The sequence below is a fragment of the Dickeya sp. ws52 genome (assembly GCF_007210685.1).
Taxonomy (GTDB): Bacteria; Pseudomonadota; Gammaproteobacteria; order Enterobacterales; family Enterobacteriaceae; genus Dickeya; species Dickeya chrysanthemi.
This window is the reverse complement of record NZ_SZVX01000016.1, coordinates 50,573-66,430: the sequence shown is the minus strand read 5'-3', so window position 1 is coordinate 66,430 and position 15,858 is coordinate 50,573. Positions and strand designations below refer to the sequence as shown.

The window sequence follows — 15,858 nt, the reverse complement described above, 5'->3', positions numbered from 1 at the left end:
AGTGGAATCGTGTTAAAGGGTCGGAAACTGTTCAGTCTCAGCCTGATTGTGGTGGCAATGAGTGGTTGTGCCGTTACCAGCCAGCCAATATCGAAACAGCAAAGCGAGCAGCGTATTCAGCAAGATAAAGTCGCCATGTTCAGCCAGCAGGAGCCGGTGACGGCGCCGATTACGCTGTACGATGCGATGGCGCGAGCACTCAAATACAACCTGGAAGCCCGGCTGAAAGTGATGGAGCAGGCGTTGTCGCAACAGCAACTGGAGCTGGCGCGCTATGACATGCTGCCCCAGATGGCGATGTCGGCAGGCTATGTCGGGCGCAGCAACACCAGCGCGTCCAGCAGCCGCAGTATTCAAACCGGCAGACAATCACTGGAGCCCTCTACCTCGCTGGATCAAAACCGTGACGTTGCCGACCTGACGATGGTCTGGAACGTGCTGGATTTCGGCGTCAGCTATGTCAACGCTAAGCAAAAAGCCGACCAGCGCTGGATAGCCGATGAACGCAAACGCAAGGTCGTCCACACCATCATTCAGGATGTGCGCTCGGCGTACTGGCGGGCGGTGGCGGCGGAGCGCCTGCTGGGGCGGATTGATAGCCTGATTGACCGGGTGAATCAGGCGCGTGAAGCCAGCGAACACATGAGTAAGCAGCAGGTAGGCGATCCGATCGAAGCGCTGAGTTATCGCCGCGCGTTGATTGATGCGGTGCGCCAGTTGGAAGAGCAGCGCCGGGCGCTATCGCTGGCGAAGACCGAACTGGCGACCTTGATGAACCTGCCGTTGGATACCCCCTATACGCTGGCCCAGCCGGACAGCCGCGAGATGGCGGTGCCGCAGTTAAACGTCGATTTCGGTACGCTGGAACAGACGGCGCTGCTCAGCCGTCCGGAACTGAAGGAGCAGGATTATCAGGTGCGTATTCATGCCGCTGAAACCCGCAAGTCATTGCTGCGTATGTTGCCGGGGCTGGAGGTGAGCGCAGGCGGCCATTACGACAGCAACTCCTTCATGGCGAATCAAAGTTGGGCGGATGTCGGCGTCAAAGTGACCTGGAACCTGTTCAACCTGTTGTCAGGGCCGACGGCGTATAAAACCGCGCAAGTGAATGAAAGCGTATCGGAAGTGCAGCGTCAGGCGATGTCGCTGGCGATCATGGCGCAACTGTACATCGCCCGGGCCAACTTCAATGAAGCGGTGCGTCAGTATAAAACCAGTGCCGAGCTGCGCTCCCTTGACGGCCAGATTGCCGAGCAACTGAGAAACCGTTATCAGGCGAACAGCATTGGTGAATTGCAACTGATTCAGGGGGAACTGAATGCCCTGAACGCCAATCTGCGTCAGGATCTGGCTTACGCGGAACTGCGTAATAGCTACGGCCAAATCCTCTCGACCGTCGGGCTGGATTTATTGCCGAAAACGCTGCCGTCCGACCGTCTGGCGGATATCAGTCAGGCGTTACGTCAGTCGGAAGCGAACTGGCAACAAGGTAAGATAGGCGCATTGCAATCATTCTGATGCTCTGAGGCTATTTCCGGTGTCTGTGGCGCAGGCACCGGAGAAACCGCGAGTGTTCATCCTGCCTGCGGGTAATGGCAGGATGAACGGCGTAACGGGGTGGATTCCAGCCTGAAAACCTCAACGCAGCGCGGCTATGGTCACCGGGGGATTGTCGTTCAGGTTGAAAAAGGTCATGGTGTCGTCCAGATTTCTTGCCTGTTCATGCAATGAGGCGCTGGCGGAGGCGGATTCTTCGACCAACGCCGCATTTTGCTGAGACGATTGTTCCAGCAGCGTGATCGCCGTATTAACCTGCTCGATGCCTTTAGCTTGTTCTGATGACGCCATCGAGATATCCGCCATAAATTCATTCACGCGTTTAATCTCATCCATCAGTTGTGCCATATCCTGCGTGGAGAGCGACGCCACTTTTTCGCCATGAGCGATTTCATCGGCGGTTTTTTCGATCAACTCTTTGATTTCTCTTGCCGAGCCGGCGCTGCGCTGCGCCAGGCTGCGCACTTCCGAGGCGACAACGGCAAAGCCTTTACCGGCTTCACCGGCACGAGCGGCTTCTACTGCGGCATTCAGCGCCAGAATGTTGGTCTGGAAGGCGATGCCATCCATGATGCTGATAATATCGTTGATCTTGTTGGAACTGTCGGCGATATGCTGAATACGCTCGATCATCTGGCTAAAGTTGCTGGAATTTTTTTCCGCCAGCGTCGCCACCGAGCTGGTCAGCGTCATGGCTTTACTGGTGTTGGCGGTGTTTTCCTGCACGGAAGCGGTGATTTGCTCCATGCTGGCGGCCGTTTGCTCGACGGAGGAGGCTTGCGCTTCGGTACGGGCGGCGAAATCCCGGTTGGCGGCGGAAATCTGCTCGGCACCCGCGGCGACGGAGCTGGCCGACTCTCGCACATCCAGTACGATTTTGCGAAATGCCTGCTGCATATCTTTGAGCGAAAGCATCAGCGCTCCCATCTCGGTATTGTGCTGAGGAGGAATATCCAGCGTCAGGACGCCTTGCTCCATCATGCCGAAATAGGTTCTGACTTTTTGCATCGGGCTCAGTACCACGGTGCGGACGAACTTCAGGGTGAACAGGCTGAGCAGAATCACCACGATAAGCGTAGCGATCAGGATTGTGAGGGTATGTTGATAGAAGTTATCCGCCTTGGCGATCTCTTCATTCCCGATACCTTTGGCTAAGGTCACGAACCGCGCCAGCTTCTCGCGGAAAACCGCGCCTTTTTCCAGTGCAATCGGCACCAGCGTCGTATAGAAGCGGTCAATGTTTCGGTCGCGCAGTGAAGCCTGCATCGGCGCGACGGCATTGTTCATATAATCGTTAAATACGGCATCGATGTCGTTTCGCAGCGCCTGCCCTTCCGCCGTCTGCGCCTGAACGCGACGCAGCTCCGCCATCGTGTTGTTGGCCGCAGCGATATAACCGCCGAGTCGTTCCAGGCCCGCCTGAATCGTGGCGTCGTCTTTTTTATCTTCAATGGCCAGCGCCACGTTGATGCCGGCCAGCCTGGCGTTCAGCATTTCCGAGTAAGCGGAATAAAGGGGGACGAGCTGCTCGCCCTCAATGCCATTCACTTTGCGAATAGATTGATTGCTTTGTATCGAGGAATACAGACTGAACGTACACACAGCCAGCAATAGCAGCACAAATACAGCGATAACACAGTAAAGCCCATTTTTTATTTTGATTTTTTCTAACATCCCCTATCTCCTTTGAACTTCCGATTTTCCCTGCCCGCCGTTATCGTGCCTGCTGTCTTGCAGATAGGAAACCAATATCGGTAAGGCAGTGACTGTGTTTTCATCAGACGCGGCGTACCTGCCCGATAGGGTGAACAGACTAATGCTTTTATAACAAAGGGTTGTTGATGTAGGTCAGACAGTGTTTCGCTATCATCCGTGTTTCTGGGGGCTGGCCTTTCTGAAGGGGGCTACGGCGGCGACTATCGCGCAGTGTTCAGACTGTGAATTCAAACATATCTCGAGGCAGTACTGCGCGAGTGGAATCAATGGCCGGGGTTGATGATTAGAGTGGCATACACCGATGCTTTCCGCTCAGGGGGAAGCGGTGATAAACGATATGTCGCTTTGTGTCGGCTGAGCGAGGCGAAAATCTATCTCCTGCAACGTGAAGTATTTAGGTTATATTTCTTATTACTTTACTTACCGGTTTTATTATGAATATATCTTTTGGCTATTTTAAGGTCATTAATTAAATAAAAGAAAAGTACAGCCGATATAAAAACCGGTATCTTAAATAACTCGTGTAGTATGCCTGATACACTTCATGCTGACGGTGAGTTAGCTGCCTTTCCGGCTTATTTCATTGATTTCATCCTGAAGAGGTAACACGTATGTGTTAGAAACGTGTTATTCGGTAGTTCGAATTATTTGAGGAATAATATCTATTCGAAACAAGGAGTGTTAAATAAAATGGTTATTCAATACAAATCTATAAAAACAAGCGATGTATTTTTTCATTTTAGAGGTGTCAAATGAGTATTATTCGTAACATCAGGATTAAGATTATGATGCTAGCTATCCTGATTATATTTACTTTGTTATGGGGCGGCGTCTCTTTCTTCTCTTTGTATTCGCTCAACAGCCTGACGGACGAAATCGGCCTGACGAATGTGCAGCAAATTAACGGCGATATTATCAATGGCGCCAGTGATCGTTACTACAAAGTTAAATTGACGATGGATGAAGCGCTGGCTGCCGAAGATAACAGCAGCCGCGAGCACGCATTGCTTAACGAGGCCGCAGGCGATGTAGAGTTTTTGAAGGGTGGGTTGGCGCAATTTAAAGTGACTGACCATGCCAATATCAGCACGAAATCCATTGATGATATTTATAACAGCTCTTACCAGCTCTTCAGCGAAGCCATTGTGCCGATGCTGGACGCGGCCAGGCAGAATAATCACGATGCCTATGCAAAACTCATGTCGGAGAAATATAACCCGTTACGGGTAAAATTCACTACCGCCATCAATGAATACAATCAGATTATTAAAAATCTGAAAACGGAAGCGCAGGGGCGTATTTCAGCCTGGGTGTACTGGTGTAAGGTGACGCTGATCGTCGCCATGATTATCGGTTTAGGTGTGGTGTTATTAACCGACCGTTATCTGGCTATTCATATGGGGCGTCCGCTGGAGCAAGTGAAAGCGCATTTGCAAATTCTGTCGAATGGGCAATTGGATACCTCTGTCGATGATATGGGGCGCAATGAAGTGGGGCAACTCATTCCATTCGTTCACACCATGCAGAATAACTGGATAAAAACAGTCGCCGAGATTCGCCGAAGCGCCAGTGAGATTTATCATGGCAGCAGCGAAATCGCTGCGGGAAATAGCGACTTATCCTCACGCACCGAAGAGCAGGCCGCCGCGTTGAGTGAAACCGCCGCCAGCATGGAACAATTGAGCGCGGTGGTGAAACAAAACGCCGATAACGCTCAACAGGCCAGCGTGTTGGCTAAGGATGCCTCCACCGCCGCCAATAACGGCGGCGGCGTGGTGCAGGCGGTCAGTCACAGTATGCAAAATATTACCCAAAGCTCGCAGAAAATCGCCGACATCATCAACGTGATTGACGGTATTGCCTTCCAGACCAATATCCTGGCATTGAATGCGGCGGTCGAAGCGGCGCGTGCCGGCGAAGCCGGGCGAGGGTTTGCGGTGGTGGCGAGCGAGGTCAGAAGTCTGGCGCAGCGTAGCGCGCAGGCGGCGAAAGAAATCAAAACCCTGATCGACGAGTCGGTAGACAATGTCAAAAATGGTTACGAGCAGGTGTCGCTGGCCAGCAAGTCGATGGAAGATATCCTGAAGTCGGTCACCAATGTGACGGATATCATGGGGGAAATCGCGTCGGCATCCAGCGAGCAAAGCAAAGGGATTTCTCAGGTGGGAACGGCCATCACGCAAATGGACAGCGTAACGCAGCAGAACGCGGCGTTGGTTGAACAGTCTTCGGCGACGTCCGCCTCGTTGGAAGAGCAGGCTCACCACCTGAACGAGATTGTCGCGGTGTTCAGACTGCCCGGCGTAGCCGATGCATCGGCGGCGCGTCGGGTGCACAAACCGGCCGGCAAGGTGGCGGCGCTGACGAATCTGAACACGGCATCAGCACCGCAGAAATCCGGCGACGACTGGACATCGTTCTGATCCTTGCCGCGTCGGACGCGAGGCGAATCGAGATCGACCTGACGGGCGCGGCGACGAATGGGTGGCCGCGCCCGTTTTTTATCGGCATGTTTTTTATCGCAATTAATAGGCCGTGCAACCGAAACCGAACGTATCGCGTATGAGCGGCGATGATGGTCATCACACGTCGCCGTGCTACTGACGATACAGCCGTACTACTGGCAATACAGGCGAAACAGCTTGGCGAGTTGAGTACCCATCGGCGACAGCATGGTGTCTTTGCGCTGAATCAGATAGAAGGTGGCTTTGGGCAGCGGTTGCTCCAGTTCCAGTACCCGCAGACGTTCACCGAGAATCGGGTCGCGGATGACATCCCGTGACAGAATACTGATGAAGTCGGTTTTGGCGACCAGACTGACGCTCGACATCAGCGTTTCGCAGGTGACGCTGATACGCGGTGTCGTCGGTAACGTGGCAAAGAGATCAAACAGTTGCTTATAGTAACTGCCACGTGGCGTGGGCATGGTCCACTCGTAGTCCAGTAAATCCTCCAGCGAACGCGCTTGCTGAATCGGGTGATCGCGCCGCACCACCACGCAGTACTCCTTTTCCATCAGTTTTTCATATAACAGTTCGTTATCATAGGCTGAACCGGAATAGGTATTAACGGTAAAATCCAGCTCTCCTTGCCGCAACTCGTGGATCATCGCCACCAGTTGTCCTTCGGTGATCCGCAGTTTGACTTGCGGGTACAGCCGATGAAATCGGCTGACTACCTCCGGCATTACCGTGTGGGCGACGCTGGCGCCGACACCGATATTAACCCGCCCGCTGGCTTGTCCGAGCCGTTGCTGAATATCTTCGCGGGCGACGCGCAACTCTTCCATGATCAGACTGGCGTGGCGGAAATAGGCTTCGCCGCAGTCGGTCAACACCATGCCCTGACGGTGGCGCAGAAACAGGCGTGCGCCCAGACAGGCTTCCAGTTCCTGAATGGATTTGGTCAGCGCCGGCTGCGACAGGTTGAGCTGGCGTGACGCAGCCCGGATGCTGCCGTGGCGCGCCACTTCGACGAATGATTGCAACTGATGCAGCTTCACGTTCTGGCTCATCGCGTTCTCCTGGCTCTGTTTGGGTGATAACTACGATTTATCACGCCAAAGATCCTGACATCTTATTCACTCTGGTGGGTTTGTGTACATTTTTTTCAGTTGCATGACGGCGCGTGATGCGAACGTCATCGTTCAGGACACCACCAGAGAAAACAGGCTTATGCACTCAGATGCTCTTTATTCCGATTTATCACAACGCGTAGCACAACTTATTCCGTGGTTGCGGGAAACCCGCCGCGATTTGCATAAATATGCGGAATCCGGTTGGCTGGAATTCCGCACGGCGACACGGGTTGCCGAGGCGCTGCATCAGATGGGGTATCGGTTGCAGCTCGGGCGAGAGGTGATCAACGCCGACGCCCGCATGGGGTTGCCGCCGGACGAGGTATTGCAGGCGCAGGAACAGCGAGCGCTGGCGCAGGGCGCGCTGCCGCAGTGGTTGCCCTATTTCTCCGGCGGTTTTACCGGCATCGTGGCGACGCTGGACACCGGGCGTCCCGGCCCGGTTATCGGCTATCGCGTTGATATGGACGCGCTCGATCTGAACGAACAACTGGCGGACGATCACCGCCCCTTCCGCGATGGGTTTGCGTCTTGCAATAACGGCATGATGCACGCCTGCGGCCATGACGGCCATACCACTATCGGCCTGGGGCTGGCGCAGGTGTTGATGGCGATGCGCGATCAACTGTGCGGCACCATCAAGATTTTGTTCCAACCAGCGGAAGAGGGCACCCGCGGCGGTAAGTCGATGGCGGAAGCCGGCGTGGTGGATGACGTGGATTATTTCACCGCCATTCACATCGGCACCGGCATTCCGAACGGCCATCTGGTGTGCGGCAACGACACGTTTATGGCGACCACTAAGCTGGACGTCAGCTACCGCGGCGTGGCGTCTCACGCCGGCGGCCGACCGGAAGAGGGGCGCAACGCCCTGCTGGCGGCGGCGCAGGCTACGCTGGGGCTGCACGCCATTCCACGCCACAGCGGCGGTAGTTCACGCATCAACGTGGGTGTGCTGCAGGCCGGCACCGGGCGCAATGTGGTGCCGTCGCACGCCACCATGAAAGTAGAAACCCGCGGCGCCACCAACGAGGTTAACGAATTTATCTATCAACAGGCGTTGAAGGTGATCGAAGGGGCTGCGCTGATGCACGGCGTCGAGGTGGATGTGGCGCTGATGGGGGCCGCCCAGTGCAGCCAGCCCAGCCCGGAATGGGTGGCGTTTATTCACCGTCAGGCCGGGTTGGTCGGCGAGCTAACCCACATTATCGACCGTAAAGACGGCGCGGCGGGCTCGGAAGACGCCACCTACCTGATGGAGCGGGTAAAAGCGCACGGCGGCCTGGCTTCTTACGCGGTGTTCGGCACCGAACTCAGCGCCGGTCATCACAACGAGAAATTCGATTTTGACGAAAGCGTGATGGCGGTGGCGGTGAAAACGCTGGCGCTGCTGGCGCTCAATATCCGCACGTTTGGGGCGGCGTCATGACCCAGACGATCGTCGAATTTGTTAACGACATACTGGCCGCCCGCGAGCAACAGTTGGTCGCCATCGCCGATGATATCTGGGACCACCCGGAAACCCGGTTTACCGAGCACTACTCGGCCGAACGGCTGGCCGGCGCGCTGGAAGCGGAAGGCTTCAGCGTGCAGCGCGGCGTTGCCGGCATCGACACCGCGTTTGTCGCCAGCTTCGGCGGCGGCCGGCCGGTGGTGGCGCTGTTGGGCGAGTTTGACGCGCTGGCCGGGTTGAGCCAGCAGGCCGGTTGCGCAGTACCGACGCCGCTGGCGGCAGGCGGCAACGGTCACGGTTGTGGTCATAATTTGCTCGGCACCGCTGGCTTTGGCGGTGTATTGGCAGTGAAAGCCTGGCTGGAACAACATCCGCAGGTCGGGACTCTTCGCTTTTATGGCTGTCCGGGGGAAGAGGGCGGTTCCGGCAAAACCTTTATGGCGCGTGAAGGCGTGTTTGACGACGTGGACGCTGCGCTGACCTGGCATCCGGAAACCTTCAGCGGCATGTTCTGCACGCCGACGCTGGCCAATATTCAGGCCGCATTCCGTTTCAAAGGGGTGGCGGCGCACGCGGCGGCGGCACCGCATCTGGGGCGCAGCGCGCTGGATGCGGTAACGCTGATGAACACCGGCGCCAATTTCCTGCGTGAACACATCATTCCTGAAGCCCGACTGCATTACGCCGTGACCGACACCGGCGGTCATTCGCCCAACGTGGTGCAGGCAGACGCCGAAGTGCTGTATCTGGTGCGTGCGCCGCAGATCGACCAGGCGCAGGCCATCTATGAGCGGGTAGTGAATATCGCCCGCGGCGCGGCGCTGATGACCGACACCACCCTGACGGTGCGTTTCGACAAGGCTTGTTCCAACTATGTCCCCAACCGGACGCTGGAACAGGCGATGTACGGCTTCGTGCAGGCGTTCGGCGTGCCGGCGTACAGCGCGCAGGAGCAGGATTACGCCGCCGACATCGTGCGGACGCTGAGCGCCGAAGACATCGCCAGCAATCTGGCGACCCTCGCCCGTACCGGCGGTGCGGCCGGTCAGGCGTTCAGCCGCTCGCTGAAAGGCCATGCGCTGACGACTCAGGTTGCGCCCTATGCACCGACCGAGGCCGTGCTTTCCGGCTCCACCGACGTCGGGGATGTGAGCTGGCTGGTGCCGACCGCCCAGTGTTTCAGTCCCTGCTATGCACTGGGTACGCCGCTGCATACCTGGCAAGCGGTGTCGCAGGGGCGTACCTCGCTAGCGCATAAGGGGATGCTGCTGGCGGCGAAAGTGATGTCGGCCACCGCGCTGGCGCTGTTTACCGATAGCGCACTATTGCAGGCCAGCCGGCAGGAATGGCAACAGCAACGTCAGGAAACGCCTTACCGCTGCCCGATCCCGGCCGGTATCCGGCCATCACCCTTAGCGCATTGATCTAACCGGTTTTTGTTGCTTTCCGATCCGGCAATGGCTGGCTCTTCGTTGCGTCGTTCCCGCAACACCGAGCCGGGCCGGATGCGCCAAAAAACGGATGGGAGAAAGGGCGATATTGCTGACAACTCCCTTAATTGCGAGGTGGCGGTTTTTTTCGGCGTCAAAAACTGTGCTGAGGCGAGCGACTTCGCCGGGTGAGCAGCATGGAGGCTGCGAAAGCTCGTGTCGCGTCGGGAACGCGTCACGAGCGACCCGAACAGCGAAGGCGAACGCAGAAGGCACCGCGAAGCGGCACAGTTTAGCCCCCAGCCAGTGGTCAAGGAGAGGCGGCGTTTGAGCCTCTCCTTGTCGGGCGTGCGATAAGGTTGCAAAGGGGCAACCGACGCTATCACGCACGAAATTTTCCACTGTTCTGACATGAGTTCGCCAGTGAGAGAAGCCATCGCGCCGTCGCCCGAAAGGCGATAACACGAATCACAACAACACAACCAGATAAAAATTCAGTACAGAGGGGAAAAACATGAGTGTGACAGCGGAAAGCCGTCAGCCGGGCGGACTATTTCAGTGGGTAGAGCGGGTGGGGAACAAAATTCCCAATCCATTTCTGTTGTTTGTCTATCTGATTGCCGTGCTGATGGCGGCCAGCGCGCTGTTTTCCTGGTTTGGCATTACCGCCACCAACCCGGCCAACGGTGAAGTGGTGCGGGTAAAAAACCTGCTCAGCGTGGAAGGGTTGCAATGGATATTGCCCAACGTCATCAAGAACTTCAGTGCCTTTACTCCGCTGGGCGCCATTCTGGCGCTGGTGCTGGGTGCCGGGCTGGCGGAGCGCGTCGGCCTGTTGCAAACGCTGATGTACAAAATGGCCTCGCGGGTCAGCGCCCGTTATGCCAGCTACATGGTGCTGTTTATCGCCTTTTTCAGCCACATTTCGTCGGATGCCGCGCTGGTGGTGATGCCGCCGCTGGGCGCGCTGATTTTTCTGGCGGTCGGCCGTCATCCGGTGGCTGGTCTGCTGGCGGCGATTGCCGGCGTCGGCTCCGGTTTTACCGCTAATCTGTTGATTGTGACTACCGATGTGCTGTTGTCGGGGTTGAGTACCGAATCGGCCAAGGTGATTAACCCGGCGGTACATGTCAGCGTCATTGATAACTGGTTTTTTATGGCGGCCTCGGTATTTGTGCTGACCATCGCCGGCGCGTTGCTGACGGACAAATTCATCGAGCCGCGTCTGCCGCCGTATCAGGGCGAGCGTAACGAAAACCTGTCCCGGTTGACGCCGGAACAGAACCGCGGCCTGCGCGCCAGCGGCATCGCCGCGCTGGTGTTCATTGCTATCGTGGCGCTGCTGGTGGTGCCGGAGTGGGGGCCGCTGCGCGATCCGGTCAAGCATACCGTTATGCCGTCGCCGTTCATTCAGGGCATCGTACCGCTGATCATTGCGTTTTTCTTTGTGGTGTCGATTCCTTACGGTGTGGTTACCGGTCAGATTAAGTCCCAGAATGACCTGCCGCAGCTGATGGTGGATCCGATGAAAGGCATGGCCGGTTTTATCGTCATGGTATTTCCGCTGTCGCAGTTCGTGGCGTTCTTCAACTGGAGCAACATGGGCAAGTTTATCGCCATCGGGCTGACCGACTTGCTGGAGTCGCTGGGGATGACCGGCATTCCGGCGTTTGTCGGGCTGATCTTCCTGTCGGCGTTTCTGTGTATGTTCATTGCCAGCGGTTCGGCTATCTGGTCGATTTTGGCGCCGATCTTCGTGCCGATGTTTATGTTGCTGGGCTTTCATCCGGCGTTTGCTCAGATTGTGTTTCGGGTGGCGGATTCCTCGGTGATCCCGCTGGCGCCGGTATCGCCGTTCGTTCCACTCTTTCTTGGCTTTTTGCAGCGTTATCACAAAGAGGCGCAACTGGGCACGTATTACTCGCTGGTACTGCCGTATCCGCTGGTGTTTTTTACCGTCTGGCTGGTATTGCTGCTGGCGTGGTATCTGCTGGGGCTGCCAATCGGGCCGGGGGTTTATCCGCATTTATAGTCGTCATACGGCGTGGCGTTGATTGAAAGCCGGCGATGTTACTCGCCGGTTTTTATTTATTATCAATGCATTAGTTTTTTCTGCTCTTTTTTTGTTATTTTTTAATCTAAATCGTTTGCTATTTAATTTTGAACGATGTAGAGTGGCGACCATGAACAGAAAAGATACCAACACCCAACCGACACTGAGTGATGACGCTTTCCAACTGGATGGTCAACTCTGTTTCGCACTCTACTCGGCGAATCTGGCGATGAACAAACTGTATCGCCGTTTGTTGACTGAGCTGAACCTCACTTATCCCCAGTATCTGGTGATGCTGGTGTTGTGGGAACGCGATGGGATAACGGTATCTGAGCTGGGCGAGCGCCTGTTTCTGGATTCCGCCACCCTGACGCCGCTGCTCAAGCGCCTGCAAACCGCAGGGCTGGTGACGCGTCGTCGCGGTACGGAAGATGAACGTCAGGTACTGATTGAGCTGACCGATGACGGGCGTGGTTTGCAGGATAAAGCGAAAGCGGTGCCGGAAGGCGTGTTCTGTGCATCGGAATGTAATATTGAGCAGTTACGTGCCATCAAGCACGATCTGGAAACGCTGCGCGCCAGCCTCATCAGACATATTTGATGAGTCGGTATGATGTAACGCGTGCTTGCCGGCCGCGTTTTTTTATAATCAATTAAGTAGTGTGCTATTTAATTTTTAACGATTTAAATCACCACGTAATCCACTCAAAGGAGTCACATGATGTCTATTGAAAAAGTTCTCTACGTTGCTCATGCCCAGGCGACCGGCGGTCGTGACGGACGTGCGGTCTCTTCCGATCAGCAATTGGATGTCAAATTGACCACCCCGCGCGAGCTGGGCGGTGCCGGCGGTGAAGGCACCAACCCGGAGCAACTGTTCGCTGCCGGCTACTCTGCCTGTTTCCTGGGGGCGCTGAAGTTCGTCGGCGCACGCGACAAGGTGTCGATTCCGGCGGGCACCACCATCAATGGCAGCGTGGGGATCGGCGCGATTCCGAACGGCTTCGGCATTGAAGTTGAACTGAAAATTACGCTACCGGGTCTGGACCGTGCGGTAGCGGAAGATCTGGTACAGAAAGCGCATATCGTCTGCCCGTACTCCAACGCGACACGCGGCAACATCGACATAACACTGACTGTTATCTGAGTCAGACAAGAAGTAAACATAACTAATTAAAAAATATACTTTTTTCACTTAACACCAGGGTCATTCATCATGAAAAAATGCCTTGTCGCGGCCTTGCTGGCCGCCGTAACCGGAAATGCCGCCGCAGCGGATAACAACGCGCCGTACGCCGAACGTCACGTGCAGACGTTTCTGGGCAAACTGAACGCGGGCGGCGGTAAACCGATTGAACAGTTGTCGCCGGCCGAAGCGCGTGAAGTGCTGGTCGCGGCGCAGGCGGGCGCGAACCTGCCGGCGGCCGACGTCACCCAGAAGACCATTACCGTCGACGGCCAGAAGATCCCGCTGATTATCGTCAAACCGGCGGGCAGCACCGGTGTGCTGCCGGTATTCATGTTCTTCCACGGCGGCGGTTGGATCCTGGGTGACTACCCGACGCATGAACGCTTTGTGCGAGATCTGGTGGTACAGTCCGGCGCAGCGGCGGTGTTCGTCGATTACTCGCGGTCGCCGGAGGTGCATTATCCGGTGGCGATTCGTCAGGCGTATGCCGCAACCCGCTGGGTAGCGGAGAACGGTAAAGAGATCGGCGTTGACGGCTCACGGCTGGCGCTGGCAGGTAACAGCGTAGGCGGCAACATGGTGGCGGCGGTGGCGCAGCAGGCCAAACAGGCCGGCGCACCGCGTATTCGCTATCAGGTGATGTTCTGGCCGGTGACCGACGCCAACTTTGACACCGCGTCTTACCAGCAGTTCCAAAAAGGGTATTTCCTGAGCCGCAGCATGATGGAATGGTTCTGGGATGCCTACACCACCGACGGCAAGCAGCGCCGCGATGTGCTGGCCTCACCGTTGCAGGGCACCCGCGAGCAGCTGAAAGGCTTGCCGCCGGCACTGATTCAAACCGCGGAACTGGACGTGCTGCGCGACGAGGGCGAAGCCTACGGCCGTAAGCTGGATGCCGCCGGGGTCGATGTCACCGTTACGCGTTATAACGGCATGATCCATGACTTCGGTCTGTTGAATGCGCTGAGTGATGTGCCGGCCACCCGTGCCGCGCTGTTGCAGGCGTCCACCGAACTGCGCGAACGACTGAAATAATCTCTCCTCTCCCCGGCGTCGGCCGGGGAATCAGGAATCCGGTAAACTGGCGCCGGTAAACTACAGTACTTTGTTGAGAAAGCGGACGGTGCGCGGATGGGCCGGATGGTTCAGCACCTGATGCGTGTCACCGTGTTCCACGATTTTGCCGTCCACCATAAACACCACCTGATCCGCCACTTCACGCGCGAAACCGATCTCATGGGTGACGATCACCATCGTGACGCCCGATCGCGCCAGATCCTTGATTACGTCCAGTACCTCGCCCACCAGTTCCGGGTCCAGCGCCGAGGTGGGCTCGTCAAACAGCATCACTTTAGGGTTGAGCGCCAGCGCGCGGGCGATGGCGATACGCTGTTGCTGCCCGCCGGACAGATGGCGCGGATACGCATTCGCCTTGTGGCGTAATCCGACCCGGTCCAGCAATGCCAGCGCCACACTCTGTGCCTGCGCGCGACGGTACAGCCGGTGCACCCGCGGCGCTTCAATAATGTTTTCCAACACCGTCAGGTGCGGGAACAGGTTAAAGTTCTGGAAGACGTAGCCGACGCCGAGGCGCTGGCGCAGAATCTCCCGCTCTTTCAGCTCATACAACGTATCACCTGCGCGGCGATAACCGATGTAGTCACCGTCGATACGGATGGTGCCTTCGTCCACCCGCTCCAGATGATTGATGGTGCGCAGCAAGGTGGATTTGCCGGACCCCGACGGCCCGATAATCACCGTGACCGAGCCGGGCGGCAGTGTCAGGTTGATGTTATCCAGCGCCCGGTGTGTGCCGAACCACTTACCGACCCCCTGAATGTCGATCCGGCCTTGGTGGGTGACGGCGCGGGGTGCGGTACGCGCAATCGAATAGAGATCAATAGCTTCAGACATGTTGCTTCTCCCTGAAAATCAGCGACGACGATGTGCGGTCAGGCGCTGAAATAGCCGCCGCAGCGGATGTGTCGGCGTTTCCCGCACCGCGCCGCGGGCGACATAGCGTTCGACAAAATACTGCAACACCGACAGCACGCTGGTGATCACCAGATACCAAACGGTGGCGACCATCAGCAGCGGAATCACCTGCTGAGTGCGGTTGTAAATCACCTGCACGGTGTAAAACAGCTCCGGTAGCGCCAGCACGTACACCACCGAGGTGCCCTTGGCCAGGCTGATGATTTCGTTGAAACCGGTCGGCAAAATCGAGCGCAACGCTTGCGGCAGAATAATTCGCCAGGTGCGGCGATAACCCGGCAAGCCGAGTGCGGCGGCGGCTTCGAACTGCCCGGCGTCGACGCCGAGAATGCCGCCGCGGATGATTTCGGCGGTGTAGGCCGATTGCACCAGCGTCAGCCCCAGCACCGCCACGGCGAACGGGCCGAGCGCGTCAATGGTCGGATAGCGGAAAAACTCAATGGAAGTGAAGGGGATACCCAGTGCCAGCGCGTCGTACAGGTACGAAAAGTTGTAGAGGATAATCAGCACCAGAATCAGCGGCAGCGATCGAAACAGCCAGATATACAACCAGGCCAGCGTGCTGAGTAAGGCGGACGACGACAACCGCGCCAGCGCCAGCCCGGTGCCGGCGATAATACTGAACAGGGTGCCCAGCAGCGTCAGCAGCAGGGTGCGCCCCAGCCCTTCCACAATCACCGGGTTAAAGAAATAGCTGGCGAACACCGGCCATTCCCAGCGGCCGTTGAGCGCCACCGACTCGGCAACGCCGGCGAAAATAAACAGCGAAAACAAGGTGCCGGCGATACGCAACGGATAGCGGGCCGGTACCACGCGTAACGCTGGCGAAGGGGCATCCGCCGGATGCCGTACAAAGGGGATTGATGACGTCATAAGCGTATCCTT

The 15,858-nt window shown here is 56.9% G+C and carries 12 protein-coding genes; 8 read left to right on the top strand and 4 right to left on the bottom strand.

Going from position 1 to position 15,858, the window contains the following annotated elements; genetic code table 11:
* The first annotated feature begins 9 nt into the window (after nucleotides 1-9).
* Complete coding sequence (locus tag FDP13_RS15690) at nucleotides 10-1,518, top strand: TolC family protein (RefSeq protein WP_033576786.1); 1,509 nt, start codon at nucleotides 10-12, stop codon at nucleotides 1,516-1,518.
* A gap of 120 nt (nucleotides 1,519-1,638) precedes the next feature.
* On the opposite strand, the gene FDP13_RS15685 is transcribed toward FDP13_RS15690, so the two are convergent.
* A complete protein-coding gene (locus FDP13_RS15685) occupies nucleotides 1,639-3,231 on the bottom strand; it encodes a methyl-accepting chemotaxis protein (RefSeq protein ID WP_143839860.1) in 1,593 nt (530 codons plus the stop codon).
* A 794-nt stretch (nucleotides 3,232-4,025) separates the two neighbouring features.
* On the opposite strand from FDP13_RS15685, the gene FDP13_RS15680 reads away from it, so the two are divergent.
* Nucleotides 4,026-5,696, top strand: a complete 1,671-nt coding sequence (locus FDP13_RS15680) for a methyl-accepting chemotaxis protein (RefSeq protein WP_143839859.1) — start codon at nucleotides 4,026-4,028, stop codon at nucleotides 5,694-5,696.
* 194 nt (nucleotides 5,697-5,890) lie between these two features.
* On the opposite strand, the gene FDP13_RS15675 is transcribed toward FDP13_RS15680, so the two are convergent.
* Nucleotides 5,891-6,787 (bottom strand): LysR family transcriptional regulator, encoded by an 897-nt coding sequence (locus FDP13_RS15675; RefSeq protein WP_012768169.1) that lies wholly within the window; start codon nucleotides 6,785-6,787, stop codon nucleotides 5,891-5,893.
* A 160-nt stretch (nucleotides 6,788-6,947) separates the two neighbouring features.
* On the opposite strand from FDP13_RS15675, the gene FDP13_RS15670 reads away from it, so the two are divergent.
* The 6 genes from FDP13_RS15670 (at nucleotide 6,948) to FDP13_RS15640 (ending at nucleotide 14,013) form a co-directional block, all read left to right on the top strand.
* Nucleotides 6,948-8,279 (top strand): M20 family metallo-hydrolase, encoded by a 1,332-nt coding sequence (locus tag FDP13_RS15670; protein WP_143839858.1) that lies wholly within the window; start codon nucleotides 6,948-6,950, stop codon nucleotides 8,277-8,279.
* Nucleotides 8,276-9,727 (top strand): M20 family metallopeptidase, encoded by a 1,452-nt coding sequence (locus FDP13_RS15665; RefSeq protein WP_143839857.1) that lies wholly within the window; start codon nucleotides 8,276-8,278, stop codon nucleotides 9,725-9,727. The genes FDP13_RS15670 and FDP13_RS15665 overlap by 4 nt, the downstream gene beginning before the upstream one ends.
* Nucleotides 9,728-10,247: 520 nt before the next feature.
* Nucleotides 10,248-11,765 (top strand): p-aminobenzoyl-glutamate transporter, encoded by a 1,518-nt coding sequence (gene abgT, locus FDP13_RS15655; RefSeq protein WP_143839856.1) that lies wholly within the window; start codon nucleotides 10,248-10,250, stop codon nucleotides 11,763-11,765.
* Nucleotides 11,766-11,916: 151 nt separating this feature from the next.
* On the top strand, nucleotides 11,917-12,387 hold the full coding sequence (locus FDP13_RS15650; protein WP_012768174.1) for a MarR family winged helix-turn-helix transcriptional regulator: 471 nt from the start codon (nucleotides 11,917-11,919) through the stop codon (nucleotides 12,385-12,387).
* Between the two features lie 120 nt (nucleotides 12,388-12,507).
* The gene (locus tag FDP13_RS15645; RefSeq protein ID WP_143839878.1) at nucleotides 12,508-12,933 is read left to right on the top strand and encodes an organic hydroperoxide resistance protein; all 426 of its coding nucleotides are present in this window, start codon (nucleotides 12,508-12,510) and stop codon (nucleotides 12,931-12,933) included.
* A gap of 69 nt (nucleotides 12,934-13,002) precedes the next feature.
* Complete coding sequence (locus FDP13_RS15640) at nucleotides 13,003-14,013, top strand: alpha/beta hydrolase (RefSeq protein ID WP_143839855.1); 1,011 nt, start codon at nucleotides 13,003-13,005, stop codon at nucleotides 14,011-14,013.
* Nucleotides 14,014-14,073: 60 nt separating this feature from the next.
* Here FDP13_RS15640 and FDP13_RS15635 read toward each other — a convergent pair whose 3' ends face one another.
* Both FDP13_RS15635 and FDP13_RS15630 read right to left on the bottom strand, forming a co-directional pair.
* A complete protein-coding gene (locus tag FDP13_RS15635; RefSeq protein ID WP_012768177.1) occupies nucleotides 14,074-14,892 on the bottom strand; it encodes an amino acid ABC transporter ATP-binding protein in 819 nt (272 codons plus the stop codon).
* A gap of 18 nt (nucleotides 14,893-14,910) precedes the next feature.
* Entirely contained in the window at nucleotides 14,911-15,846 is a 936-nt protein-coding gene (locus FDP13_RS15630) for an amino acid ABC transporter permease (protein WP_033576793.1), read from the bottom strand.
* Nucleotides 15,847-15,858 lie beyond the last annotated feature (12 nt).

Excerpts from the sequence above, each read along its gene's own strand:
- FDP13_RS15630 (WP_033576793.1), bottom strand. The coding sequence starts at position 15,846 with ATGACGTCATCAATCCCCTTTGTACGGCATCCGGCGGATGCCCCTTCG.
- FDP13_RS15640 (WP_143839855.1), top strand. The coding sequence starts at position 13,003 with ATGAAAAAATGCCTTGTCGCGGCCTTGCTGGCCGCCGTAACCGGAAAT.
- FDP13_RS15685 (WP_143839860.1), bottom strand. The coding sequence starts at position 3,231 with ATGTTAGAAAAAATCAAAATAAAAAATGGGCTTTACTGTGTTATCGCT.
- FDP13_RS15680 (WP_143839859.1), top strand. The coding sequence starts at position 4,026 with ATGAGTATTATTCGTAACATCAGGATTAAGATTATGATGCTAGCTATC.
- FDP13_RS15675 (WP_012768169.1), bottom strand. The coding sequence starts at position 6,787 with ATGAGCCAGAACGTGAAGCTGCATCAGTTGCAATCATTCGTCGAAGTG.
- FDP13_RS15670 (WP_143839858.1), top strand. The coding sequence starts at position 6,948 with ATGCACTCAGATGCTCTTTATTCCGATTTATCACAACGCGTAGCACAA.
- FDP13_RS15635 (WP_012768177.1), bottom strand. The coding sequence starts at position 14,892 with ATGTCTGAAGCTATTGATCTCTATTCGATTGCGCGTACCGCACCCCGC.
- FDP13_RS15650 (WP_012768174.1), top strand. The coding sequence starts at position 11,917 with ATGAACAGAAAAGATACCAACACCCAACCGACACTGAGTGATGACGCT.
- FDP13_RS15645 (WP_143839878.1), top strand. The coding sequence starts at position 12,508 with ATGTCTATTGAAAAAGTTCTCTACGTTGCTCATGCCCAGGCGACCGGC.
- abgT (WP_143839856.1), top strand. The coding sequence starts at position 10,248 with ATGAGTGTGACAGCGGAAAGCCGTCAGCCGGGCGGACTATTTCAGTGG.
- FDP13_RS15665 (WP_143839857.1), top strand. The coding sequence starts at position 8,276 with ATGACCCAGACGATCGTCGAATTTGTTAACGACATACTGGCCGCCCGC.